Consider the following 25,500-nt stretch of genomic DNA (forward strand, 5'->3'; position numbering starts at 1 on the left):
TTTTTGTTAAAGAGAAAGGGTGAAACCAACTAAATATTACGAAAGTGGGTCTTAGTTATAATTCTTAGTAAATGGAAGTGATAGAATTGGAAAACATTAAAGATTTAATTCAGGATGAATTTAACAATATTAATAAGAAACAACAGATATATTATGAATTATTAAAATTAAATTTTGAAATATCAAATTTAGAAAATCATGTAGAGAAAGTGGAAGAAGGTAACCGCAATTTAGAACAGCAAATTAGGAAGTACCAAAGTGAGACAGAGTATTACAAGTCAAGGATTCATAAACTTTCACAAGAACAACAGTACTTCTTAAAAGAGTATAATAAAATCTTACATAGCAATTCGTGGAAACTGATGGCACCATTAAGAGGATTAGGGAAATTCTTCAAGAAAAATATTGGAAGGTAATATAGAGGTTGGGCATTAGGAGGTAGTAAGGTGACTAAATTTGATGATAACTCACAGCAAGAAGTTAATTCTAGTATGGAGGAGATTGACTTATTAAAGAAAAAGAAATTTGAACTAGATATTAGATTGAAAAAAGGGCTAGAATATCGGTTAGTGTTGGAAGAAGAAGAAAAGAAGTTAGAACAACAGTATGCAAAAGTGAAACAACGATTTAAAAGAGAGCAGAATTTAAGAAATAGAAGTAAAAATGAATTGAAAAAAATTAATAGTAGTCGTTCTTGGAAGTTAAGTTTACCTATTAGGAAAATAGGCGGTTTATTAAAAGGTAAGAACGAAAGTGTAGTTATGGATGAACCAACTAAACAAGAATTAGCAAAAGATAAGAAACGGAAATTTAATTCAGTTTTGTTGGAAAATAAACTTTGGGGTGGCTTTTCTACATATGCCTTAAAAGAACTAATTAATATGAGAGAATCATCCCAGACCACGGAAAATGATAAAATAAGGGCAGCGACTATACTAGCACGTTGGTACTATGATCAGGGAGATTATCAAAAGACCTATGAACAATTAGAGTATATTAATGAAATCAAGCCTATGGATGTTGCAAGTCCAGAGAGAACCATTATGGAAATAAAGGTTTTGAAAAAGTTAGGGGAAATAGATCTCGCTAAACGACTAGTGTGGGATGTCATTGATGCTAGAGGACTAATGACAGAATTATGCTTAAGTATGGCTCACGTGGTAAAAAATGATACTGAGAAAATGAATTGGTATAATTTAATATATGATAAATTTGGTTACAATTTAATTGAAAAAATTGATGATACAATTCAATTAGATCTTGAAAATATTAAGACGCCAAGAACCAAAGTTGAAAGCGTACTAGAAAAATACAAAATATCAGTTATTATTCCGGCATATAATGCTGCAGACTTAATTCATATCGCTTTAGAAAGTTTATTAAATCAGACTTTACAGAATCTGGAGATTATTGTTGTGGATGATTGCAGTCCCGATAATACTGCAGAGGTTGTTGAAAAATTTGCTGAGAAAGACGAACGAATTAAATTAATAAGAAAAGAGAATAATGAGGGCGCCTACTCTGCAAGGAATACTGGATTGCAGTACGCAACTGGTGATTTCATTACAATTCATGATGGGGACGATTGGTCCCACTCACAAAAGTTAGAATTGCAGTTGAAAGCAATACTTAATAACCCAGGATCAGTTGCTTCTATCTCCTTTCTTGTTAGGGCGACAAAAGATGTAACACCTTTAAACGGAGGCTCTTTATTAAGCAGGAAGTTTATTATGATGAATGCTTCTTCCTTATTGGTTAATAGGGAAGTATTTAATAAACTTGGGGGATGGGATAGTGTAAGAGTTGCTGGCGATACAGAATTTCATTGGCGAATTGAAAAAGTCTATGGTAAAGAAAGTGTCATTCGAGTCGAACCAAAAGTACCTTTATCGATTGCTTTGGCGAATGAAAAGTCATTAACAGGTACTAGTACAACTCATGTAAAGACCATTCGTTTTGGGTTAAGAAGAACATATAGGGAGGCATTTACTTGGTGGCATAAAAAAGCAACTACACCAGAACAACTTTATATGGATCCCAAACAAATAAACCGTCATTTTCCTTGTCCTATACCTAATAAGGTGATAAAACCAATTGATAGAATATACGATATTATATTTATAGCAGACTATTCTACAAGAAGTAGCATCAATGAATTGGAAGAATTATTTAGTAAATTAGAACTAAGTAATAGTAAGGTAGCCATCTTCCATTGGCCATTTTATGAAGGTAGTCCAGATTCCCATATTACGGGAGAAATTTTTGAGTTTATCGATGAAAAGGAAATAGATATTTTAGTACCTAATGAAGAATTGAAGGCTAATCGAGTGATTATAATTAATCCAGAGGTTCTAAAATATTCACTTGATAGCGCGCCTATTATTGAAGCAAATTCATCATTTGTAATCCATAATGAATTGATAACCAGTAACGAAAGGGACCTCATGGAGGGAAATTTATATAAAACAATGGGTTTAAAACCTCAATGGGGATCAACGGATGAATTGTAAGATCCGTATGAATATAAAAGTTTCGTCTTTGGTATAGTTGGTAAGGCGGAACTTTACTTTTCTATTTCCTAGAATAGTAAACGTGGTTATTATTTATTATTTATTATCCATATGGTATAATGCTTTGAGTGTTAACTTTTAACTGTATATTAATGTAACCTTTCAGGCGGTGTTTAGACATGAAATCATATTTAAGTGAGGTATTTAAACGGAAGGACCTTCTCATATACTTGGTTAAATCGGGATTAAAGGCAGAACACCGAAACAGTTACCTAGGCTATTTTTGGTGGCTTTTAGACCCTTTACTAAACGTATTAGTATATTATTTTCTCGTTGTAATTATTCTACAAAGAAGTGAAGAAAACTATCCTGTCTTCCTAGTTATAGGATTAGTAGTTTGGAGACTGATTAGTTCTAGTATAAATAGTTCAGCTAAGTCCATACTCAGGTATAGTTCAATCATAAATCAAGTATATATACCAAAAGTAATATTTCCGATAGCATTTGTACTATCTCAACTGTTTAATTTTCTGTTCGGCTTAGGTGTTGCTGCAGTATTTCTTATTCTATATGGTATTATTCCAGGATGGGAAATCATATTCTTACCAGTTATTATTATGATAACTATGGTTTTCTTGTTAGCATTGGGCTTTTTCCTAGGTTATATTAATGTGTTCGTTCGTGATATCGATAACATTCTGACATATGTAATACGTATTTTTTTCTACGCTTCACCAATAATTTGGGTTGGTGGAAGATTGCCGGACAAATATAGTTGGGCTGTTGAATATAACCCAATAGCCATTATTGTAGAATCATATCGTGATATATTAATGTATAATTCTAGTCCAAATTGGATTGGATTAGGAGTTATACTAATACTATCTGTTGCTGTTATTATTTATATGGTAATTCATTACAGTAAAAACGAACACAAGATTATAAAAGCGTTCTAATAAAAGGTAGTGATACTGTGGACGATAAGAAAAATGAAATTATTTCAGCTGAGAATGTTGGTGTGAAGTATTTTTCAGGAAATAAAGATGATATTAAAACAAGGGCATTACAATTATTCTCAAATAAAGCAAGAAAAGAAAAAAATAGAGAAGAGAAAGTGTTTTGGGCATTAGAGGGAATTGACTTTAAGGCTTATAACGGTGAAATTATAGGTATAATTGGCTCTAACGGTGCTGGTAAGACTACCATTAGTAAAGTAATTTCAAGGATACTCAAAGAAGATATTGGACTTATGCAAGTTGATGGTAAAGTAACAGCATTATTTTCATTTGGTATGGGATTTAATAAGGAATTAACAGGTAGAGAAAACGTCTATCTAAATGGAATGATGTTGGGAATAGATAAGGAATTAATTAATCAATATATTGATGACATACACGAGTTCTCTGATTTGGGAGACTTCATGGATCAACCAATGAAATATTATTCTAGCGGTATGAAAGCACGACTTGGATTTAGTGTTGCTTCACACTTAGAACCAGAAATATTAATTCTTGATGAAGCACTTAACACTGGAGATGCAGCGTTTAGCAAAAAAGCCGCGATGAAAATGAAGGAACTTGTTATAAAGGCAAAGGCTGTTATATTAGTAACACATAGTCTTGCTTACGCACAGCGTCATTGTAATAGATTGATTTGGTTGCAAAAGGGGAAAGTTGCCGGTGATGGTGATCCAGAAACAATAGTTGCTGAGTATAGGGCAAGTTTACCAAAGGTTAAACCGAAGAAAAAAAGAATTCTACAAATTGATAAAACAGAGACTATTGTTAAAAACAATGCAGTAATTAAAGCTAAAAATGTGGGTGTTTCCTTTAAATTAAAAAACCAAGATAACTTCTGGGCATTAAAAGATTTAAACTTTGAAATAAAAGAGGGAGAAGTTGTAGGTATTATTGGGCATAACGGGGCAGGGAAAAGTACGCTTTGTAAAGTTCTTACTAATATATACAAACCGGATGAGGGAAAAATAAAAGTTGAAGGTAGAACATCTGCATTACTTGGGTATGGTACTGGCTTCAACCAACATTTGTCTGGAAAAGATAATATATTTTTAAATGCTATGTTACTAGGAATTCCTAAAAAAGTTGTATTCGAAAAATACGATGAAATTGTAGAATTCTCTGGAATTAAAAATGCAATTGATAAACCAGTTAAGCAATATTCAAGTGGAATGAAGGCTAGACTAGGATTCAGTATTGCTGCCGTTTTAAAGCCAGATATATTTATAATAGATGAAGCATTATCAACTGGAGATATTGCTTTTCAAGAGAAAGCAAGTGCAAGAATTCAAGAAATGATTGAAGGTGCTAAGGCCGTAATCATAGTCTCTCACAGTATGGCTTTTGTTGAAAAGGTATGTACTAGAGCAATTTGGATGGAGAAGGGCACTATTAAGTTTGATGGAAGCGCGGAGGAAACAGTAGCTAAATATAGAGAGTCTACAAATAAATAAGATGAATCATTTGAGCAGAGTAGTTATTAAGCCTACTCTGCTTTTTTTATTTTATTTCCCTAATGATCGTGTAAGCAGCGAGCAGTAGTTACTCTTCAGGATAGTAAATGATAACAGCTGTTCTAGCACCCCCATTACTATTTCATCTATACATTCATGTTTTGAGAAGGAACTTACCCCCACAAGTACTTAGAATCATGAAATTAGTGTATTAAAACTTTAAAGGAAGTTAACGGTATTAAGGTGACTACCTAATTTGCGATATTACCCTTGTACCCTTAAACTATACTAAAAGGTACTTATCTGGTAAACGTACATGCCAATCCTATAGTATATACGATACCATACAATCATTTATCTTATTGGATTAAAACGGTATAAAATAGTAATTATTTTTCCCAAACAATAGGCGCTAATCTTTTTCTGTATATAGTAGTAAAGTACCGTGTTGTTAGTATAAGATTACGTTATGAGTTAGCTTTTAACTAGGTCAGTTATTGTATAAGTTTTTCGATTAGCTGTTCAGTTTACTCATATCTCTATCTATCCATTACAATAGCTCATTATTTTATTTCTCTACTACTAATCTAGGTCTATCAACCTATTTCGATTAATTAGTATGTACCCTTTTGGGAACTATGGTAAGATATATTTAGTGTTTTGAACTACAATCATGCATTCATAAATCGAAACGAAGCATGTAAATGATTCGTGGTAAATCTTTTATCTAAGTAGGTGTTTTCGATGCAAGTAGTAGACTTAGTTATAGCGTTTTTCTTATCCGCTATAACTACATTGGCTGTAACACCCTTTATAAAAAAAATAGCGATAAAATTAAAATGTGTAGATATGCCAGATAATAATCGAAAGAAGCACGAAAGAACCACTGCAAGTATGGGTGGTCTTGCAATTTTTATCGGTACAGCAGTAGGATTTCTCTATTTACAGCCAGAAAATTCACAGATGACAGCGATTATTGTTGGTGCAATCATTATGCTATTAACTGGGATTCTCGATGATATAATCGGGTTGAAACCATTATATAAACTAATTGGTCAAACATCTGCAGCTTTAGTAGTAGCATTATCTGGCGTGGTAATTGAAAAGCTGACCATTCCGTTCTTTGGTACGGTTTACCTAGAGGGAATAGGAATTATCATTACTATTTTCTGGATTGTTGCAGCTTCTAATGCCATAAATCTTATTGATGGATTGGATGGACTTGCAGCAGGGGTATCTGGAATTGCACTTTCCAGTATTCTCGTATTAGCGATTATCGATTACCGTATAGTCGTCATTTCATTATGTGTTATTTTAATAGGAAGTTGTGTAGGTTTTCTCTATCATAATTTTCACCCAGCAAAAATTTTTATGGGAGATACTGGAGCACTATTTCTAGGTTATTCAATAGCAGTTATATCCATGCTTGGATTATTTAAAAATGTTGCCTTGTTTAGTTTTATAATCCCAATCATGGTGATTGCATTACCTGTGTTCGATACGATTCTATCGATTTTACGTAGAATCATTAAACGGGAAAGCATTGCTACAGCCGACCATGAGCACATTCATTATCGTTTAATGGAAATGGGATATAGCCATAAAACTTCAGTAATAATCCTATATGGCTTCAGTGTGTTCTTCGGAATTTTAGCCATCACTTTTAATAGCGGGGCACTATTAACCTCTGCAATTACAACAGTCGTACTAATTATCGGCATTCAACTCATCGTTGAAATAGCTGGTATTGCCAAAGGTGGTAAACAACCAATCCTTGATAGAATTCGAAAAATTATCGGGACGGAAAAGGTTAAACGGAATGGTTAATACTATGCTAGATAAGAAAAGTAAGATCTGAAGTTTATAGTCATGTAATTGTTGGAGTTTAAAGGTCGGGGCATAGTTTTTCTTCTCACCGTTAGGTAAACGCTCTAATAGCCTTTGTCGAACCTTTTCCATCTCACCCTTATCGAAAAGGAAATCCCGTCCTTGGAATAAAATGTACCCTATAGAGTAGACACTTTAAAAAGTCCACTTTATAGGGTGCTTTTATGTATAATGAGGAAATAGACAAATTAGGTGTTCAGCTATACTAAAAGTGAGCTACTTAGTGGCACTCTGAGTGCCTGGAATTACTCAGAATGGGGAAACTAAAATGAGTAAAAAGATATTTACAGAGAAAGAAATTTAAATACTAACACCTAAACTATATGGTAAATCAGTTAGTAGTAAAGGGATTACCTATAACGATGGATTTAAACGCATTTTTATTACGGAATATGGAAGTGGGAAATAACTACGGGAAATATTTATAGAATATGTCTTGATATAGATATAATTGGCATGGAGCGTGTAGAGGGAGCAGCTAAAAGATGGCGCAGCGTATAGAAAAGAGGGAGTAGGTGGGCTAAAAGAAAAAGATAAGAAAAGGAAAATCCGGTAGACCGAGTGGAAAAGAACTTTCATTAGAGGAGAAATACGTTCGTCCTGAGTACAAAATCACTTATTGAAAGCAGAGAATGAACTACTACAAAAGCTCAAAATAATAGTGGGGAGGATGCGAAAGAAGAATAGAATTAGCAGCATCCCAGAAGTTTATACTTTTAAAGGAAATGATAAAAAACTTATAAGTTAAAGAATAGCTGTCCAATTAGAAAAGCAAACCCTTATAGAAGAATGATGAAAGCACGATTAAGGATAGATCTATCAATGAAATATCGGCTTACGACGTATTTAGCAGTCTAGCTTTAGAGCTGGCAACAGAAACCATTCGAAGTCTCAAGAAAAATTAAAGAGTAAAATTAGCTAAAGATGCATTTATACACTCTAGTCAAGGAGCACTCTACACCAGTCCGGACTCCATTCATTAGAAAAGAAATACAATAAATTCAATCTATGTAACGAATGAGTATTGCGGATAGATTGAGCCAGCTGTGCGGACTTTTGAGCCAGTGTTTGCGGAAGATTGAGCCATTAAGTGCGGACAAGAGAGCCACTCTAACGGAAGTCCGCTTGAGTGGCTGTTATCTTATCTGAATTTGTTATTCTCTAATAGGCTATCAATAATCTCAATTGCCCATTTCACAAGTTCATCGCAATCTAAATCCTCATCTGCAGTCCTTATGCAAGTAGGTAATAGTTTTTCTTCAACTTTAATCATTACCTCGCTAGGCAAATACCTGTGAAGAAAATACGTAGCTATACGATGTTCAACCTCTATCGGAATCATTTAGATCCCACCAGTCCATGACGTTCTCTCATAGAAACATCACCATCCAAAAGAATCTGATAAGAATCGTGAACAATACGGTCAAGAATCGCATCAGCTATCTGTGCCTGTCCTAGTTTTGCGTGCCATCCTTCCGGAGAGTATTGAGAACAGAAAATAGTAGATGCTCTCTTTAACCTTGCCTCAATAATCTCCAATATATGAAGCACATTTTCCTCTGAAGGCTCTGTTAGTAACCACTCATCAAGAATCAATAAATCTACGGTTCTGTATTTTTGAATTAACTTCCGGAAGCTACCATCTGCTTCGTATTTTGCTACAGCTAATTCATCAAGTAATTCTGGTAATCTAACATATTTTACTTTATAAAACTGGCGACAAGCATGAACACCAAATGCATTGGCTATCCACGTTTTTCCATTGCCTGATGCACCCATTAAAATGATGTTATGATGGTTTTGAATATAGTTCCCTGTTGCTAATTCTAGAATAAGATTTTTGTCTAGCTTACGATCTGGATGATATTCAATATCTTCGATAGCTGCTGTTGGTTCATTGAATGTTGCCTGCTTAATTAACCGTTCTAGTTTATTTGTTTTTCTACGATCATACTCGTAATCTACCAGTAGATTGAAACGATCATCAAAATCCATACTGTTATATTCTTTATTCTTCCCCTGTTGCTGGTATAATTCTGCCATTGCACCCATTTTCATTTCTATTAATTTACGTAAAGTCTCTTGATTCATCATTTATTATCCCTCCCAAAGTATTGAGCACCACGTACAAATCCAAAGTCATTGGAGTCGGTATTATGGCTATTAGTTGCTACTTTTTGTTTTAGTTTTCGTTTTTTATTTCTTTCTAGCACGCCTTTTAAAACAGAAACCGTGGGGTTTGTTGATATCTCAAGTAATGTTTCTGTTGCTTTTTCCATTTCTATCTTTGTGTATTTAGTAGATAAGTTTCTTAATGTACTAAGGATATTTAATGCTTTTTTCTCCACGTTCATTTCCAAAATATAAGAGACAAATTGCGTCATAGATGATCCAATCGTTTCAGCCCACTTCCGATTATTTTCAGGATTATGTTCCAGATATAACCGATGATTATCAGGCATATGATCTGTATTCGTAGAATACTGACCAATCTCACCTTTTAATCGTTTATGGGATGCAATTCTCACCTCTTTGAAGTAAACTTCAATTAAATCCGTAGTTAGTCGTATATCGACAGACTCTCGGACATAATCATAGGGAACGGAATAATACATTCTTTCAACTTGGATGTGGTAGTTCAGTTGAACTTTTGCTGTTTTCCATTCCGTAAGCTTGTACCTTGTTTGAGGAAGCTGTTGAAGGTAGGATTTCTCTTCTTCCTCAAACACTTTTTTTCGTGAACCTGGTCGCTTTTGAAAATCAATCGTATTAATTTCTTCTAACTTGTCAAAGATTTTCTGGTTTAAATCTTCGATATGAAAACACTGATAGTTTCTTAAAGGAGCGATAATCTGTCGAGAAATATAACCAACTGTTCCTTCAACACTGGCTTTATCTTTCGGTCTTCGAACACGACTAGGAACGATGACTGTTCGATAATAATCTGCAAGTTCACGATAGGCTTCATTGAGGATAGGATCCCCCCTAAGCGCTTTGGTAACTCCTGTTTTTAGGTTGTCCGGAACCAAAGTTTCCGGAACTCCCCCAAAATACTCCAAGGCATGGATGTGAGCCGTTAACCAACTAGGTGATTTCATATCTAGAAATGCCTCTACGTAACTGTATTGACTGTAAGGCAGGGTCCCAATAAAAACATACGCTGGAATGGTTTCTCCTGTTGAACGATCCATAATCTCAAGCGTTGTGCCAGCCCAATCTACTTCCATAACTTCACCTGGTTTTCTGCGTATAGGCATCGTGAGTTTATATTTCTTCGCATACTTCCCGTAGTTTTCGCAAAAGGTTCGATAGGCATAAGGAATCTTGCCACCATCACGCGCCTCTACTGCATACTCGTGATGTAATAAAGCCAAAGTGACATTCTTCTTCTGCAGTTCCTTATGAACTTTCTCCCAGTCAACTGGAAAATAACCTTTCTCAATAGCCTGTTTCTCTGGAAAGAGAAACGCTTCTAGCCATGGATTGGTCATGGTGTCGTTCAAACGTTCTACACCTAATTTCTTAGCGCGTCGAATGACATCAGAGACTGTATTTCTTGAATGTCCAGTGCTAGAACTAATGGTTCTCTGGCTGACTCCTTCGAAATACAGTTCCAGAATCTTACGACAATTAACCATAAAAAAACCTCCTGTATAATAATGTCATGCATGTCTGCATGCTACTTCATTATACAAGAGGCTATTCTATAGTGGCTCTATATTCCGCAGAAGATGGCTCTCATCTCCGCAATTGGTGGCTCAAAACTCCGCATAAGTGGCTCAATTCATCCGCAATAATCAACGAAGGGGTAACTATGGGAAATGCCCCTCAGGAATCATTCCGTGGCCAGTTTAAAGATGAAGATTACAACATTATAAAGTGCGATACCTTAGAAGCGCTTAAAAAGGAATTTAAATAGTATATGATTGACTATAACACTTACCGTTATCCATGGGATTAAAAAAAGATGACCCCTGTTCAATACAGAAATCATCTTTTGGATGCCATCTAGTCTTTTTTTAATGTCCTTGACAAAGTGTATAGATTATAAATAGGTGTAGCCTATTTATTTTATGCTTACTTTTAATTGGGTAATAAAAAACCCTAGTTAGTAATAAAGTACACTAACTAGGATTATAGCTAAGGAGTATCGACATCAATAGATTTCTTGACTAAATCGGTACTTTCCAACTCCAAATGGTTCTTAAGCAATGTTTTTACATCATATAGTGATGTTTGATCTAACTGCCAGTAGTAAATCGATCCTGGTTGATAATCTGAACCTTCTACGGTCATCGATTCTATATCCAGGCCGTCTCCATTTAAGGCATAAGAAACTAAACTTGTCATTTCGTCAAATGTCATATTAGTTGTCATGTTGGATCCTACTGCATCAATTACATCTCCTAGTTTTAGAATGGAACTAGCAGACATGGATTCTTTAACTACTGCTTTGATGATTTCCATTTGGCGTTTTCCACGTTCTATATCGTTATCTAGCTTTCTAGTACGAGCTAAAGCTAGTGCCTCTTCACCGTCTAATACTTGCTCACCTGGTAATAGGTGGATAGAATTTTTCTTGTCTTCTGAATTTGATTCCCAAAACTCATAAGGTACTTCGACTGTAATACCACCAATTGCATCAATAACTTCAACAAATGCATGGAAGTTGACCTTCACATAATAGTCGACAGGTATTTCTAATAAATTCTCTACGGTTTCAATGGATGCTTCTACCCCACCGAATGCATGGGCATGAGCAATTTTATCTTCATAACCAACCTCTGGTATATACACATAAGAATCACGAGGGATGCTTAATAATTTTACACTTTTATCTTTTTTATTCAAAGTGGCTAGAATTAATGCGTCGGACCTTGAGTTTCCTTCGTTAGCACGATGGTCACTTTCATCAACACCAATAATTAAAATCGATACATTATCCACATTAGGATCTACAACCACATCCCTAAATTTGGACTTCTCTCTTCCATCATCTTCATATGAGTCGGTAATAGCAGCGTCTGCCTTTATATATAAAGATATAGCGTAGCCAACTCCAGCAAATATAACCAGTAGTGGCACTAAGAGTATAAATACTCTTTTCCTTAACTTTCTTTTTTTCTTTCGTTGTACCATCCGAGACTGGTCGGAATCCTGTTTAACCATTTTAATTTTTCCCCTTTTTCTTAAAAGACTTGTAGATTAAAAGCTATCCTTTATTTTACTATGAATTAAGACACTCGTACATTAAAAATTTATTACATGTACATGAAAAAACTGTCATTACATTAGACGAAACTTAACTAAAGATGTTTCAAAAGACACAAACTATTCTAGCATATTTAGATCATTTCAACTACAACTTATTAATAGTAACCAATTTAGGTTAGAAACTTATTTAATGGGATTAGTATGTGAATTGTCACACAATGTAGGTTGTGTATGGATATTACAAAGAATATTGGAAAAGTAATAGGTTACCCTATATAGTAAACACTGGGACATTTGCTTAATGGAGATGTTGTCTTCTTATGTATATGTCCACGAAAACGAATAAAATTATCCTTACTCACTATAACATAATGGTATAATTAGGAGAGGAATTTTAAGGAGTGACTACAATGAATATAACAGTAGCTGGCATTGGATATGTCGGACTATCCAACGCTATCTTATTAGCTCAGCATAATGAAGTAATTGCACTAGATATAGTGAAAGATAAAGTAGATATGATTAATAATAGAAAATCTCCGATAGAAGACAAAGAGATTGCGGAATATTTAACTTCAAGACAATTATCCTTAACCGCAACAACTGATGATACCCTAGCTTTTCAACATGCAGATTATGTAATCATTTCTACACCAACCAACTACCATCCTGATAAAAACTATTTTGACACTAGTAGTGTGGAGAATGTAATAGAGAAAGTGTTGTCGATAAATCCTAATGCTGTAATGGTAATAAAGTCTACTATTCCGGTTGGATTTACGGATAAAGTTAGAAAGCAGTTTAATACAGATAAGATTATTTTCTCACCAGAATTTTTAAGAGAAGGGAAGGCTCTGTACGATAATTTGTATCCTTCTAGAATTATAGTTGGGGAGCAATCAGATCGAGCAAAAACTTTTGCTGATTTGCTAGTACAGGGAGCTATTAAGGAAGATATTCCGGTTCTTTTTACAAATTCAACAGAGGCTGAAGCTATTAAACTTTTCGCCAATACCTATCTTGCTATGAGGGTTTCTTTCTTTAATGAGCTAGATACGTATGCAGAAATAAAGGGGCTAAATACTCGTCAAATAATTGAGGGAGTTGGATTAGATCCGCGAATTGGCGATCACTACAATAATCCTTCCTTTGGGTATGGTGGCTATTGTCTACCAAAAGATACGAAACAGCTCTTAGCTAATTATAAAGATGTACCGAATGTTATTATTAAGGCTATTGTTGAAGCAAACGACACTAGAAAAACCCACATTTCTCGTATGATTTTGGAACGAAAACCAAAAACGGTTGGAATTTTTAGGCTAACAATGAAATCTGGTTCGGATAATTATAGAGAATCGGCAATACAGGATGTGATGAAACAAATTCAAGACCATGGTGTGGCCATTGTTATTTATGAACCTACCTTAAAGGAAAATACATTTTTAAATTCAAGAGTGGTTCATGACTTTGAAGAATTTAAACAGATTAGTGATGTCATTGTTGCTAACCGTTTTTCGGAAGAATTAAGAGATGTGAAAGATAAAGTTTATACAAGAGATGTGTTTAGCAGGGACTAATAACAGAAGCTCCATTGGCACTTTCAATGGGAGCTTCTTTCTATTAGAGGACACTTTAATCGTAAACGCGTATAATTGAAATCTTTGGCTTGTTAAATATGGCCCAAAATCCAATGTCCTCTATTCTTCATACAGGTATTTTTTTATCGATTGTTGTCGTTACATAAATCTTGCATTATCTTTGTGGTGGAAATGCCGATGGTTCTTGGTAAATAGATTACTTCACAATACTCCCTTAAGAAATCAAACTTCCCCTTCCAGTCGTCACCCATTACAAATACATCAATATTATGTTTTATAACGTCATCAATCTTTTGTTCCCACGTGTCCTCTTGGATGACTTCATCGACATAGCGAATTGCTTCTACGATTGCTTTTCTATTGTCGAAGCTATGATACGCTTTTTTATTTTTCAACTGGTTAAATTCGTCTGTAGATACGGCTACGATTAGATAATCACCTAAATTCTTAGCTCGTCTGAGTAGATTAATATGTCCAGTATGAAGTAAATCAAATGTACCATATGTTATAACCTTCCTCATCCTACATGCACCTCCAGTTATTAGTATCATAATAGCATAGTTCCACCAATACGTAATAAACAATAAGAAAATGTAAATATCTATCATACGATTAATTCCTCGTATATTCGTCTACAAGTAATTTATGATACTAGCAAGTCTGCCAATTATTATCAATAATAAATGGCAAAACCCTCTTAAAAAATGTATAATAAAATAAATTATAAAGAAAATTCTAAATTCGAATGAGGTAGGCGAGAATGTCCAATTCCAACAAGGATGAAAAAACAAAACGACATTGGCTAACCATTAGTATAGGAGCGATCATCTTATGCGTCATTATAACAGTAGTTCATATAGATAACTATTATAGTAGTGTAATGGAAACCTTTCATGATCGTATGTATCACCCTCTTTCAACTATTGACGACGAGCGTTCAAAGGAAAAGCTTGCTAATAAGGAGAGACTTAACTTTCTTCTTCTAGGAGTAGAGCAACGTGCTAGAGATGTTGGGAAAGTCGATTCAATCGTTGTTTTATCCTTAAATCCAAGTACAGATTCGATTAACCTAATTAATATTCACAAGGATACATGGGTAAATATGATGAGCAAGGATACGGAGGGGAAATTAGCTCATGCGTTTGCTAATGGAGGAGTTGAAATGGTAGTGGAATCCGTGGAGAATTTACTCGATATGGAGCTAGATTACTATGTTCAATTGAACCTAACTGGTATAGCGGATTTAGTTGATTCCCTCGGTGGTATTCTGGTAGATAATCAGTTGGACTTTGAAGTGGATGGCGTTCACTTTGCTAGTGGGGAGCTTCATTTGAGTGGTACACAGGCGATGCGATATGTTCAGAAGCTCGCTGATAACCCTATGGATGACCTTACTCAAATAATAAGACAGCGTCAAGTACTTGATGCAATATTCGATTCAAGTACTAAGGAGCTAACGATACATAAGCTAGAGGTTTTACTAGATTTTATGTTAGAGAATGTGAGAACCAATTTGCATGTTGACCTGATGCAGGATTTCATTGAGAACTACACTGATAGTCATAAAGCGGTATCGAGCTATATGCTTCAAGGGAGCATAGAGGAAATGGATGGTGTCTATTATCTCCTTATTCCGGATGAAGAAGTGGAAAAGGTTCATCATATGCTCGGTGATTCAGCAGGAGAGCTTTAAGACATGTAAATCAGACGTAAACTTTAGGTTACCTATGGCAAGAAAATTTAACCTACTGCTTTTAAATATAATCGAAAATTCCTTTAGGAAAGTGAGATTAAATTTGCATGATATAGAACAGCGTAGCGCATAAATTCTTTCCGAAATTCTTTGCCCCTTTTTCCTCCTTTCTCACGATTATAGTAGTGAAAGGAGGTGCTTGAGCATGGCTGTGGCAGATTTAATGAATTCTCAGCTGCGTCTGGTGTTTCATGATGGGAATGACCCAGTTAATGGGAGTCCTATTTATAAAGCGAAGAGCTTTAACAATGTGAAGACAGACGCAACACCAGATCAGCTTTATGCAATTGCAAATGCGTTTGCTGGATTGCAGGAGCGTCCATTGTTTAACATCGAGCGTAAGGATAGTTCTGATATTCGTCAAGGTTAAGGGACTATTGCGAAGCGGCTTGGAATATAGGGGAAAGGAGGAGCTTACGTGAAGGTACTAGAGTTAAAGTTCGAAAATACGGACGGTAAAATTGTAACCTATTCATTGGAGCAACCAATCGAGCCAGTTGATCCTGCTAGCGTTTCAGAAGCGATGAATGAAATCATTGCCCAAAACGCATTCACGTCAAGTGGCGGGGATTTAGTAGCGAAGCATAGTGCACGTATCGTTGACCGCACGGTGGAAGAAATTGAATTAGTCTAACGATGAAGGAGGTTACCTTAAGCGCAAGGTAGCCTCTTTTTTACTTGTATGGAGGTGAGCAAGGTGGAAAATTGGATATCACTCATCACAGATCTAGGCTTTCCGGTAGCGGTAACGTTTTACTTACTGCATCGTATTGAAGGGAAGCTGAACCTATTGATTGAGTCAATTCATGCACTGCCAGAGAAGATGAAGTAAGGTTAGGAAGGGGGACAGGCTTGTTAACCATCTTGTCCCCAGTCTTAACTAATGGAAACATTTGCTTAAATTGTATCGTCTTATTCGTTACGGAGGTGGTCTTGGTGAAAAAGCATTGTATATTATGGATTTGCTATGGCGGAATATTATTATTACTAATTGGCTGTGGACAAGAAAGGAATAGTTCGATCATTAACGAGGATGTAGAGTTTGGTCGTAAAGATTATCAGCAGGTTGTTTTACATAACAATCAATTAGGATTCGACTTACTAGCTTCTGAAGAATTAAAGCAAGATGGAAATCTATTCCTCTCGCCGATAAGTTTATTCATAGCGTTGTCGATGGTCCAAAACGGTGCAGATGGCAATACCTTAGATGAAATGAATGCTGTCTTACATCGTAACGGAATGGACTCACTGGAGCTGAGTAAGGCCAATGCTTCATGGATGGACATTCTTCATCGAGATTCAGACCATATTCAACTACATGTAGCGAATTCCATCTGGTTAAATAATCGATTTTCCTTCCAAGAGGATTTTGCTCAATTAAATCGGGATTATTTCAATGCACACATAGAGGAATTCGATATTTCTACTGATGATACAGTAAACGAAATGAATGATTGGATCAAGCGTTCCACCAATCAGAAGATTGATGAGGTCATAACATCACCACTCGATTCTGATACGGTGGCTATTCTTCTAAATGCGATTTATTTCAAAGGTGAATGGAAGTATGAATTTAATAAGAAAAGAACAGAAGTGAGCTCTTTTTATCTTGATGATGAAACATCCAAAGAAATACCGCTCATGATGCTTGAGGAAGAATTAGCATACCTAGCTACTGATGATTTTCAAGCTGTATCGCTACCATATGGAAATGAAGAAATGAGCATGAAAGTATTCTTGCCAAAGGAAGAAAAGGACTTAAAGGGATTTTTGGAAATGCTGACTTATGATAATTGGAAGAAATGGACAGGGGATTTCAAGGAAAAAGAAGGAACAGTTTACCTACCTTCATTTGAATTGGAATATGAACTAGTCTTGAATGATATATTAAAAGAACTTGGGATGGAGTCTGCCTTTGATTATAACGCTGATTTCACACGGATGATTGAAGAGAAGGATCCTATTTGGATTAGTGAAGTGAAACAAAAGACATTCCTGGAAGTGAATGAAGAAGGTACCGAGGCAGCTGCCTCTACCTCTGTTGGAGTGGTCACAGAATCGGCTACTTTGGATGGACCATTCTACATGAGGGTTGACCGGCCCTTTTTCCTAGCCATTGTAGATGATGAAACAGAAACAATATTATTTATGGGAGCGATTCGAAATCCATAATGGATAGTGTCATATCCCCTCCTTGTAATAGCGATCCTAATACTAGTACATACTAGTAATCACGAAGGAGGGATTGATTATGGCGGATGAAAAAACGAAAGCACCATTTTACAAGAAGTGGTGGTTTTGGTTACTTGTTATCATCATCCTGTTATTTGTCCTTTTTGGTACAGGGAATGAAGAGGATCCCTTAGAATCCCGGGAAAACGGGAATGAACAAACAGATACAACAGACGAAGTTGGAGAAAACCCAAATACGAATGATGATGTAATAGAAGGGGAAAATTCTAACAAGGAGCAAGCTACTAGGGACAATTCAAATGCAGAAGAGACAACGCTTCATGCTGGAAAGTTTATGGTAGGGGAAGATATTCCAGTTGGTCGTTATGTCATTACCGGTGATGGTACGGGTAATTTGTTTGTATATGATGAGAATGGCTTACCTACTGTAAATGAAATCCTTGATCATTCAGGCGAGATGGGCGTAACCAGTATTACGACGAATTTGGAAGCTGGACATGAGATCGAAATCTCTGGCCTTGATAATGTAACATTTACCCCGGCAGAAACGTCCTTATCTAACACACTCTCCACAGGAACTTGGCAAGTGGGACTGGATATTGAACCTGGTCGGTATAATGTCACGGCCCCAAGTGGTATGGGGAACTTTGTAATCTATAACGCTATGGATCTGCCCGCAACAAATGAAATTCTCGATGCTTCTGGTGAACTAGGTGTCACGCAGATAACAGTGAATTTAGAAGAAGGACAAGTAATTCAGATTAGTGGGCTGAATGAAGTGAATTTTGAACCGAAATAATAATGAGCTGCTGACTTAGCGTTAGCAGCTTTATTTATAGGTGGATATAGTAAACAATCAACCTTAGTATGAACGTTAAAGTAGAACTAATAATTAGCAAATTCAACAGATTCATACGATATTGGTAACTATACTAAACGAAATCTCCTCAACCAAATAGAGCTAAAACCATCCCATAAATCATCCCAATAGGAAAAATGCCTATGTTAACTGAAGATTTTTTTAGATTTTTCATTCAAAATGTCATCTTCTGTGATATAATGTCGTTTGTATGTAACATTTTACTTTCAGGTGTTATCAATAGCATGACAAACTAGAAGCTTGTATATGGGGGAATTGATAATTAGGTATAAGAGCCTTTCTTTTATCCCTAAGAAGAAACTATGGAGGTTGAAGCATGGAAGAGACAATTTCCTTAAAGGAAATATTTGATGTTATCAAGAAGAGGATAAAGCTTATCATTGCTATTACGGTAGTTGCGGTGTTAGTAAGTGCTATTATTAGTTTTTTTGTTTTAACACCAACCTATCAATCTAGCACAGAGGTTATTGTTAACCAAAAGCCAACTGATCCAGCAGTGCAGTATAGTGTGAATGATGTGCGATTAAATGTGGAACTGATTAATACATATAGTCAAATAATTAGAACTCCTCGTATCTTAGATGGAGTAATAGAAGAATTAAATTTATCCCTTACTGCTTCAGAATTACAGAATAAAATAGCAGTGACTAGTCCGAATTCTTCACAGATTGTAATTGTAACGGCAACTGATACCGATCCAGAAATGGCGACGCAAATTGCTAATACGACGGTTTCTGTGTTTCAGCGTGAAATTCCGGTACTTATGAATGTAGATAATGTGGAAATTCTATCACCGGCAATTACAGCTAGTAATCCATCACCAGTAAGTCCGAATAAGAAGTTAAACATTGCCATTGCACTTGTATTAGGATTAATGGTTGGGATTGGATTGGCATTCTTATTAGAATATCTGGATAATACGGTGAAGACAGAAAGTGATATTGAAAAGCGTTTAAATGTACCTGTAATTGGTGTTATTAGCCATATAGATGAATCGGATATTCAGAATTCAGTAGCAAATTTTTCTCAAAATCGAAAGAATAGGGGGGCTTAAGGATGGCACGTAAAAAAAGACAAGCAGTATCTAAGATGAGACATCTAATTACGAAGTTAAATCCTAAGTCACCGATAGCGGAACAGTTCCGTACGTTACGTACGAACCTTCAATTTGCTTCAGTTGATGATGAAGTGCGTACACTGCTTGTGTCCTCCTCTGGTCCTGAGGAAGGGAAATCATCAACGATTGCTAATTTAGCGGTAGTCTATGCTCAGCAAGGATTGAAGGTGCTATTAGTTGATGCTGATTTAAGAAAGCCAACTGTTCATTATACGTTCCGTTTTGATAACTTAAAAGGATTAAGTAATATTCTTGTTGGTGATTTGGACATTAATGATGCTATTGTGAGTACAGATGTAGATGGTTTAGATGTAATTGGCTGCGGCCCGATTCCGCCTAATCCATCAGAACTACTTGGCTCAAGGCGTATGGAGAAGTTTATGGAAGAGGCAAAAGAAATATATGACATCGTATTATTCGACACTCCCCCTGTACTAGCGGTTGCTGATGCGCAAATTCTCTCGAACAAATGTGATGCTTCATTAATCGTAATTCGTAGTAAGAAAACAGAATATGAAGCTGCACAGAAATCAATTGAGGTACTAAAGCAAGGAAAAGCGAAGTTCCTTGGTGCGGTGCTAAATGATCGCGATAAAAAAGAAGCGAATTACTATTATTATGGTAGTTAATTAGAAAAGTCTATCCTTTCTACTAAATGTGTAGATGGGATAGGCTTTTTTTGATCGTTGCTGTATTAACAGAAAATCGATAATAGAAATGAATTACAAATTGAATCGTATCTGCTATAATGTTCGATGTAGTAAAATATAACTAGTTAATTATACTTACATAATGGTGTATACAAAGGGCTAAAAAGACAAGAGCTTCTCTGCTCTGGAAAAAGTGAGGTTTTACGTTATGATAGATATACATTGTCATATTTTGCCTGGTTTCGATCATGGTCCGAACACATTAGCGGAGACAATTCAAATGGCAAAACAAGCAGCAAAATACGGAGTTAACAGGATAATAGCAACCCCGTATCATCAGAATGACACCTTTATAAATGCAGCAGGAGATATTCAAATAGCCGTAAAATATATTAATGAGAAACTTCGGGAAGAAAAAATACCAGTCAAAATTTTACCGGGCCAAGAAGTGCAATTATATAATGGCATTGTACATGATTTGAAAGCTGGAAAAATTCAAACCCTAGCCGATACACAGTATGTAAATGTTGAGCTACCAGAGGATGAAATTCCTTTGGATATGGAGAGTATTATTTATGATATTCAGCTCGCTGGATTTGTACCGGTTATTAGTAATCCGGAGCTGCATCCCTTAATCCAGGAAAATCCGAATTTATTGTATAGAATGATAAAAAATGGTGCATTGGCATCTTTCGCAGCAGGCAGTATAATTGGCGCAGGAGGAAAAAAGGTGCAGAAGCTTACGGAACAACTGTTCAAGGCGAATCTATTACATTTTATAGGTTCTAATGCGCATGTAAGTAAAGCATATGGTAAACATTTTAAAGAAGCAATAGATCGACTAACGAGAATGGATAGGGGAGTTGCCTATCGGTTGATACAACATAATGATTCACTAATCCAAGGTCAAACTATTGAGAAATATGAACCGATGCGAATGAATACTAGTAAATGGAAGCTTTTTAGAAAATAACGTAATATTTCCTACATATTTTCAATACCACATCCCATTATTGAGATTTTATCTACCGATAAGAAGAGTTGTGCATGTGTGTGTAAATAATTTATAGATAGTTATGTAAAGTTTCTGTAAAACTATGAAACTATCTGTTAGAATTGTTATACTATAGAAAAGTAGGAAGTGAGATTACAATGATCGACATTCATAGTCATATTTTGCCTGGAATTGATGATGGCGCACAAACAATTACCGACAGCCTAGCGATGGCACAGGAAGCAGTGAAACAAGGAATTCACACGATTATTGCAACACCACATCATCAGAATGGTCAATTTACCAATGTAAGAGAAGATATTGAAAAATATGTGGAAATATTAAATGGAACATTACAGGAAGAAAATATTCCTCTAACCGTACTTACAGGACAAGAAACACGTATCCATGGAGACATGTTGCAGGAATTAGAAACTGGGATTATTGCAACACTTAATCATACGCAGTATGTATTTGTTGAGTTTCCATCTGGAGATGTGCCTCGCTATGCAGAGAAAATGCTATTTGATATTCAGGTTGCGGGATATAAGCCAATTATTGTACATCCAGAGCGTAACCGTCATATAGCTGAACATCCCTCTACCCTTTACAATTTTGTTGAAAAAGGTGCCCTGACCCAGGTTACCGCGGCAAGTCTAGCCGGTAAATTCGGGAAGGCGGTGCAAAAATTATCCCATCAATTAATTGATCATAATCTAGCTCACTTTATAGCGTCAGATGCGCATAACACAACCTCAAGAGGATTTATTATGAAGGAAGCGTATCGCATTTTGAAGAATGAGCATGGTAATGAAGCATATTATATGTTCATGGAGAATGCACAGCTAGTTGTTGACGGACATTATGTGAATCGCATTGAACCCGAACGGATTCAGAAAAAGAGAAAAGTATTCGGTCTATTTTAGACTGAATATTATGTGAATCGTTTAGGATGATTTTAGCAAGAGGGGATGGATTTTTTGATTACAGTATTAGTAGTAGATCCTTGGCGGATAATTCGGGAGGGGATACGAACACTAATCGATAAAGAGCCGGATATAGAAGTAATCGGAGCTGCCGGAACAGGAGAGGAAACTATTCAGATAGTGGAGGAGCTTCAACCGGATGTGGTAGTAATGGATGTAGAATTACCAGATTTAAAAGCAATTAAGACTCGTTCCATAATCAGAGAGGTAAACCCAGATACTAGAGTTATCTATTTAACAGACAAGCAGGATTCGGACATGATTTTCCAAGGGATTGCCAATGGGGCGGATGGTTTTCTTGTTAAACAACTCTATCCGGACATGTTGTGCCAAGCCATTCGTGATGCTGCGAGAGGTCAATACGTCATCTCCGGTGAAATTGCTAAAGTGATAGTGAACAGTGTGAGGAAATTGACTTTGAATAAGAACCAGCTATTGGCAAAACGGTTAGAACATAAGGGGATTTATTTAACGAGAAGAGAGTTGGAGATTGCTAGACTTATGATTGAGGGGCTAAATAATCAGCAAATTGCACTCCAATTACATATTACTGAAGGAACCGTAAAGAATTATATTAGTTATATTTATATGAAACTGGGCATTAAAAAGCGTGAGAAAGTAATTCAATTTTTAACAAACTTGCTGAAGTAACAAATTACGACTAATTCCTACAAAATCATGACTTTTATAAATATAGTCACTATTAAAAGTGACTATATTTATAGTATGATTTGGTTAAGAAAACTAGGTCCAATATAACAAGAAAGAAAAAGGGCGTTTTAGGATGAAAATTTGTTTGCTTCAAGAAAGCAAGTTTTTTCTTTTGCTTAAGGAACAATTAATTAAATACGACCATGTGTCGATAGTGACGAGGTTACCAGCGGATGTCGTGTTATTGGATGATGAGGATTTCACAGAACACGATGTGACGAATATAGTACATGTTCTAAAAGAAGAAAAGGTCATTCTAATCACGAACAAGTATGAGGAGTTACCTGTTCTTCGGTTAATTGATGCTGGTGTCTGTAGCATTCTTTCTAAGCAGAAGCTACTCTATGAGAATCTGGTAACACTTTTGGAAAGGATTCTAAATAATCATTTCTATATGCCACAAAATATGGTCGGTGACTTTATTGACCATTTCATTCGGATGAAGCGAGTTGAATATGATCAGTTTTCAATGCGTGCACAGTTAGAGTTTGATTTGACGCTTAAGCAAGCTAAGGTAGCTTCACTAATGCAACATGGCCATTCGAATAAAGAGATTGCAACCTTACTTGGTATTTCTGAAGGTAGTGTGAAGGTACATATTAGTCATATTTATGCAAAGCTAGGCACAAATGAACGCTCAGCAGCCATTAAGGAGCTAGAGAAATATAATAAGCAAAGATTGAGAAAGAAAGAGTGATGAAACATTGAGCTATCGGCAGAGGTTAGTAGCACTTATCTTGTTAGATTCAGTGATTGTAACATTTGCGGTTTTCGTTGCGGCGTGGATTGCTTATCCTAACGCACCAGATGGAGAGTATTCCGTTTTAATTTATACTTCGATATCATTATTACTATTCCATCATCTATTCGCCTTTATGTATAAGTTGTATAATAAGGTATGGGCATATGCGAGTGTCGGTGAATTAGTTGCCATAGTCAAGGCAGTGACATTCTCTGTGGTGTGTGCTGGGTTTATCCAATTTTTAGTTAATGACTTCACGATATTTCGTAAAGCATTAATCGTAACATGGTTATTACATATTGTATTAATTGGTGGTTCTCGTTTCATCTGGCGTATCGTTCGAGATCGTTACATTTCGAATGATGCTGGTAAGAAACGGACACTCATTGTTGGTGCTGGTGCGGCAGGGTCTATGATTGCTCGTCAGTTCCATTATAATAATGCTCAGAGCGAACTATTGCCAGTAGCATTTGTAGACGATGATATACATAAGCAACGCATGGAAGTGTATGGTGTTCCTGTACTTGGAAAGATAAAGGATATTGAGTCGATAGTAGAAAATCATCATATTGAGCATATTGTTATCGCCATTCCATCATTGAAGAATGGTGAGCTTCAGCGAATAGTAACATTATGTAATCAGACGAAGGCAAAGGTTAAAATGTTGCCGAAAATTGAAGATTTAATGAGTGGAAAAATTACAGTTAATACCCTTCGTAATGTAGAGGTTGAAGATGTACTAGGTCGTAAACCGGTCGAGCTTGATATTAATAAGATTTCAGAATATGTTACGGGAAATACGGTAATGGTTACTGGTGCGGGTGGTTCGATTGGTTCTGAGATTTGCCGTCAGTTGATGAAATTCACACCAGGTAAGATATTGTTGGTTGGTCATGGAGAATACAGCATTTATAAAATTGATATGGAATTACGTGAAATATATGGCCAATCTAATATCGAAATCGTACCAATCATCGGTGATGTGCAGGATAGACAACGTATGTTTGATATTATGGAAGAGCATCGACCTTATGTCGTATATCATGCCGCAGCCCATAAGCATGTACCATTGATGGAGTACAACCCGCATGAGGCAGTGAAGAACAATGTGATTGGAACTCGTAATGTATCAGAAGCAGCAAATGCATATGATGTGAATACGTTTGTCTTAGTTTCAACCGATAAAGCAGTCAATCCGACGAATGTAATGGGGGCAACGAAGCGAGTTGCTGAAATGATTGTACAGTCAATGGCCCAACATAGTAAGACGAAATTCGTTGCAGTACGTTTCGGTAATGTTCTTGGTAGTCGTGGCAGTGTTATTCCACTATTTAAGAAGCAGATTGAAAAGGGTGGACCAGTTACCGTTACACATCCGGAAATGACACGTTACTTTATGACGATTCCAGAAGCTTCCCGACTGGTGATTCAGGCTGGTACGCTTGCTCGCGGTGGGGAAATCTTTGTGTTGGATATGGGTGAGCCTGTCAAAATAGTAGACTTGGCAAGAAACCTCATTAGATTATCTGGCTATACGGAGGAAGAAATTCCGATTGAGTTCTCAGGAATAAGACCTGGGGAGAAGATGTATGAGGAGCTTCTTAATGAGAAGGAGATTCTTCCAGAGGCTGTGTATGAAAAGATATATATTGGTAGGACAGTAGATGTTAATACGCAAGCTGTACAGAACTTGATAGATAATTTTAACACCTATAATAGGGTAGAGTTGAAGGATGCATTGATGGGGATTGTGTTTGAGGAGCAGCGTTTAGTTGCTTCTGAATAACAATAATAA

The 25,500-nt window shown here is 36.0% G+C and carries 24 protein-coding genes; 19 read left to right on the plus strand and 5 right to left on the minus strand.

Annotated features, from left to right (window positions below; translation table 11 throughout):
* Positions 1–71: 71 nt before the first annotated feature.
* From MKY78_RS13045 to MKY78_RS13065, 5 genes are all read left to right on the plus strand, one after another.
* A complete protein-coding gene (locus MKY78_RS13045) occupies positions 72–416 on the plus strand; it encodes a hypothetical protein (protein ID WP_339213231.1) in 345 nt (114 codons plus the stop codon).
* Between the two features lie 30 nt (positions 417–446).
* The gene (locus MKY78_RS13050; RefSeq protein ID WP_339213233.1) at positions 447–2,510 is read left to right on the plus strand and encodes a glycosyltransferase family A protein; all 2,064 of its coding nucleotides are present in this window, start codon (positions 447–449) and stop codon (positions 2,508–2,510) included.
* A gap of 179 nt (positions 2,511–2,689) precedes the next feature.
* Positions 2,690–3,466 (plus strand): ABC transporter permease, encoded by a 777-nt coding sequence (locus MKY78_RS13055; protein WP_339213235.1) that lies wholly within the window; start codon positions 2,690–2,692, stop codon positions 3,464–3,466.
* A gap of 17 nt (positions 3,467–3,483) precedes the next feature.
* On the plus strand, positions 3,484–4,980 hold the full coding sequence (locus tag MKY78_RS13060; protein ID WP_339213237.1) for an ABC transporter ATP-binding protein: 1,497 nt from the start codon (positions 3,484–3,486) through the stop codon (positions 4,978–4,980).
* Between the two features lie 744 nt (positions 4,981–5,724).
* On the plus strand, positions 5,725–6,807 hold the full coding sequence (locus MKY78_RS13065; protein WP_339213239.1) for an MraY family glycosyltransferase: 1,083 nt from the start codon (positions 5,725–5,727) through the stop codon (positions 6,805–6,807).
* A gap of 1,201 nt (positions 6,808–8,008) precedes the next feature.
* Here the strand turns inward: MKY78_RS13065 and MKY78_RS13070 are convergent.
* The 4 genes from MKY78_RS13070 to MKY78_RS13085 form a co-directional block, all read right to left on the minus strand.
* Positions 8,009–8,209: a hypothetical protein gene (locus MKY78_RS13070; RefSeq protein ID WP_339213241.1), complete on the minus strand. Its 201-nt coding sequence runs from the start codon at positions 8,207–8,209 to the stop codon at positions 8,009–8,011.
* Positions 8,206–8,961 carry an IS21-like element helper ATPase IstB gene (istB, locus tag MKY78_RS13075; RefSeq protein WP_339213243.1) on the minus strand — a complete coding sequence of 252 codons (756 nt, stop codon included), beginning with the start codon at positions 8,959–8,961 and terminating at the stop codon, positions 8,206–8,208. The genes MKY78_RS13070 and istB overlap by 4 nt, the downstream gene beginning before the upstream one ends.
* Positions 8,958–10,505 carry an IS21 family transposase gene (gene istA / locus MKY78_RS13080; protein WP_339213245.1) on the minus strand — a complete coding sequence of 516 codons (1,548 nt, stop codon included), beginning with the start codon at positions 10,503–10,505 and terminating at the stop codon, positions 8,958–8,960. Before istA ends, istB begins: the two co-directional genes overlap by 4 nt.
* Before the next feature lie 502 nt (positions 10,506–11,007).
* On the minus strand, positions 11,008–12,036 hold the full coding sequence (locus MKY78_RS13085) for an LCP family protein (protein ID WP_339213247.1): 1,029 nt from the start codon (positions 12,034–12,036) through the stop codon (positions 11,008–11,010).
* A 455-nt stretch (positions 12,037–12,491) separates the two neighbouring features.
* Here MKY78_RS13085 and MKY78_RS13090 point away from each other — a divergent pair, with 455 nt between their 5' ends.
* Entirely contained in the window at positions 12,492–13,658 is a 1,167-nt protein-coding gene (locus MKY78_RS13090) for a nucleotide sugar dehydrogenase (RefSeq protein ID WP_339213249.1), read from the plus strand.
* 143 nt (positions 13,659–13,801) lie between these two features.
* Here MKY78_RS13090 and tagD read toward each other — a convergent pair whose 3' ends face one another.
* Positions 13,802–14,200, minus strand: coding sequence for a glycerol-3-phosphate cytidylyltransferase (tagD, locus tag MKY78_RS13095; RefSeq protein ID WP_339217908.1), 399 nt, complete (start codon positions 14,198–14,200; stop codon positions 13,802–13,804).
* A 239-nt stretch (positions 14,201–14,439) separates the two neighbouring features.
* Between tagD and MKY78_RS13100 the strand changes: the two genes are divergently transcribed.
* The 13 genes from MKY78_RS13100 to MKY78_RS13160 all read left to right on the plus strand — a co-directional run bounded on the left by MKY78_RS13100 (position 14,440) and on the right by MKY78_RS13160 (position 25,491).
* Positions 14,440–15,372, plus strand: coding sequence for an LCP family protein (locus MKY78_RS13100; protein WP_339213251.1), 933 nt, complete (start codon positions 14,440–14,442; stop codon positions 15,370–15,372).
* A gap of 205 nt (positions 15,373–15,577) precedes the next feature.
* On the plus strand, positions 15,578–15,802 hold the full coding sequence (locus tag MKY78_RS13105; protein WP_339213253.1) for a DUF1659 domain-containing protein: 225 nt from the start codon (positions 15,578–15,580) through the stop codon (positions 15,800–15,802).
* 48 nt (positions 15,803–15,850) lie between these two features.
* Positions 15,851–16,066: a DUF2922 domain-containing protein gene (locus tag MKY78_RS13110; RefSeq protein ID WP_186868398.1), complete on the plus strand. Its 216-nt coding sequence runs from the start codon at positions 15,851–15,853 to the stop codon at positions 16,064–16,066.
* 63 nt (positions 16,067–16,129) lie between these two features.
* Complete coding sequence (locus MKY78_RS13115; protein ID WP_186868399.1) at positions 16,130–16,264, plus strand: YvrJ family protein; 135 nt, start codon at positions 16,130–16,132, stop codon at positions 16,262–16,264.
* 104 nt (positions 16,265–16,368) lie between these two features.
* On the plus strand, positions 16,369–17,604 hold the full coding sequence (locus tag MKY78_RS13120; RefSeq protein ID WP_339213256.1) for a serpin family protein: 1,236 nt from the start codon (positions 16,369–16,371) through the stop codon (positions 17,602–17,604).
* A gap of 79 nt (positions 17,605–17,683) precedes the next feature.
* Positions 17,684–18,424, plus strand: a complete 741-nt coding sequence (locus MKY78_RS13125; RefSeq protein WP_339213258.1) for a hypothetical protein — start codon at positions 17,684–17,686, stop codon at positions 18,422–18,424.
* Positions 18,425–18,821: 397 nt separating this feature from the next.
* Entirely contained in the window at positions 18,822–19,559 is a 738-nt protein-coding gene (locus MKY78_RS13130; RefSeq protein ID WP_339213260.1) for a Wzz/FepE/Etk N-terminal domain-containing protein, read from the plus strand.
* A 2-nt stretch (positions 19,560–19,561) separates the two neighbouring features.
* Positions 19,562–20,251 (plus strand): CpsD/CapB family tyrosine-protein kinase, encoded by a 690-nt coding sequence (locus MKY78_RS13135; RefSeq protein WP_339213262.1) that lies wholly within the window; start codon positions 19,562–19,564, stop codon positions 20,249–20,251.
* 229 nt (positions 20,252–20,480) lie between these two features.
* Positions 20,481–21,245, plus strand: coding sequence for a CpsB/CapC family capsule biosynthesis tyrosine phosphatase (locus tag MKY78_RS13140; RefSeq protein ID WP_339213264.1), 765 nt, complete (start codon positions 20,481–20,483; stop codon positions 21,243–21,245).
* Positions 21,246–21,424: 179 nt separating this feature from the next.
* Positions 21,425–22,192, plus strand: coding sequence for a CpsB/CapC family capsule biosynthesis tyrosine phosphatase (locus tag MKY78_RS13145; protein ID WP_339213266.1), 768 nt, complete (start codon positions 21,425–21,427; stop codon positions 22,190–22,192).
* 54 nt (positions 22,193–22,246) lie between these two features.
* Entirely contained in the window at positions 22,247–22,903 is a 657-nt protein-coding gene (locus MKY78_RS13150) for a response regulator transcription factor (protein WP_339213268.1), read from the plus strand.
* Between the two features lie 133 nt (positions 22,904–23,036).
* A complete protein-coding gene (locus MKY78_RS13155) occupies positions 23,037–23,660 on the plus strand; it encodes a LuxR C-terminal-related transcriptional regulator (RefSeq protein ID WP_339213270.1) in 624 nt (207 codons plus the stop codon).
* Positions 23,661–23,667: 7 nt separating this feature from the next.
* Complete coding sequence (locus MKY78_RS13160; protein WP_339213272.1) at positions 23,668–25,491, plus strand: nucleoside-diphosphate sugar epimerase/dehydratase; 1,824 nt, start codon at positions 23,668–23,670, stop codon at positions 25,489–25,491.
* Positions 25,492–25,500: the final 9 nt, after the last annotated feature.

The organism is Ornithinibacillus sp. FSL M8-0202, from assembly GCF_037975285.1.
GTDB classification, from domain to species: Bacteria; Bacillota; Bacilli; order Bacillales; family Amphibacillaceae; genus Ornithinibacillus; species Ornithinibacillus massiliensis.

What these genes read in the sequence shown, in the direction of transcription:
- MKY78_RS13045 (WP_339213231.1), top strand. Translation starts at nt 72, where the DNA reads ATGGAAGTGATAGAATTGGAAAACATTAAAGATTTAATTCAGGATGAA.
- MKY78_RS13055 (WP_339213235.1), top strand. Translation starts at nt 2,690, where the DNA reads ATGAAATCATATTTAAGTGAGGTATTTAAACGGAAGGACCTTCTCATA.
- MKY78_RS13065 (WP_339213239.1), top strand. Translation starts at nt 5,725, where the DNA reads ATGCAAGTAGTAGACTTAGTTATAGCGTTTTTCTTATCCGCTATAACT.
- MKY78_RS13070 (WP_339213241.1), bottom strand. Translation starts at nt 8,209, where the DNA reads ATGATTCCGATAGAGGTTGAACATCGTATAGCTACGTATTTTCTTCAC.
- istB (WP_339213243.1), bottom strand. Translation starts at nt 8,961, where the DNA reads ATGATGAATCAAGAGACTTTACGTAAATTAATAGAAATGAAAATGGGT.
- istA (WP_339213245.1), bottom strand. Translation starts at nt 10,505, where the DNA reads ATGGTTAATTGTCGTAAGATTCTGGAACTGTATTTCGAAGGAGTCAGC.
- MKY78_RS13085 (WP_339213247.1), bottom strand. Translation starts at nt 12,036, where the DNA reads ATGGTTAAACAGGATTCCGACCAGTCTCGGATGGTACAACGAAAGAAA.
- MKY78_RS13090 (WP_339213249.1), top strand. Translation starts at nt 12,492, where the DNA reads ATGAATATAACAGTAGCTGGCATTGGATATGTCGGACTATCCAACGCT.
- tagD (WP_339217908.1), bottom strand. Translation starts at nt 14,200, where the DNA reads ATGAGGAAGGTTATAACATATGGTACATTTGATTTACTTCATACTGGA.
- MKY78_RS13100 (WP_339213251.1), top strand. Translation starts at nt 14,440, where the DNA reads ATGTCCAATTCCAACAAGGATGAAAAAACAAAACGACATTGGCTAACC.
- MKY78_RS13105 (WP_339213253.1), top strand. Translation starts at nt 15,578, where the DNA reads ATGGCTGTGGCAGATTTAATGAATTCTCAGCTGCGTCTGGTGTTTCAT.
- MKY78_RS13125 (WP_339213258.1), top strand. Translation starts at nt 17,684, where the DNA reads ATGGCGGATGAAAAAACGAAAGCACCATTTTACAAGAAGTGGTGGTTT.
- MKY78_RS13130 (WP_339213260.1), top strand. Translation starts at nt 18,822, where the DNA reads ATGGAAGAGACAATTTCCTTAAAGGAAATATTTGATGTTATCAAGAAG.
- MKY78_RS13135 (WP_339213262.1), top strand. Translation starts at nt 19,562, where the DNA reads ATGGCACGTAAAAAAAGACAAGCAGTATCTAAGATGAGACATCTAATT.
- MKY78_RS13140 (WP_339213264.1), top strand. Translation starts at nt 20,481, where the DNA reads ATGATAGATATACATTGTCATATTTTGCCTGGTTTCGATCATGGTCCG.
- MKY78_RS13145 (WP_339213266.1), top strand. Translation starts at nt 21,425, where the DNA reads ATGATCGACATTCATAGTCATATTTTGCCTGGAATTGATGATGGCGCA.
- MKY78_RS13155 (WP_339213270.1), top strand. Translation starts at nt 23,037, where the DNA reads ATGAAAATTTGTTTGCTTCAAGAAAGCAAGTTTTTTCTTTTGCTTAAG.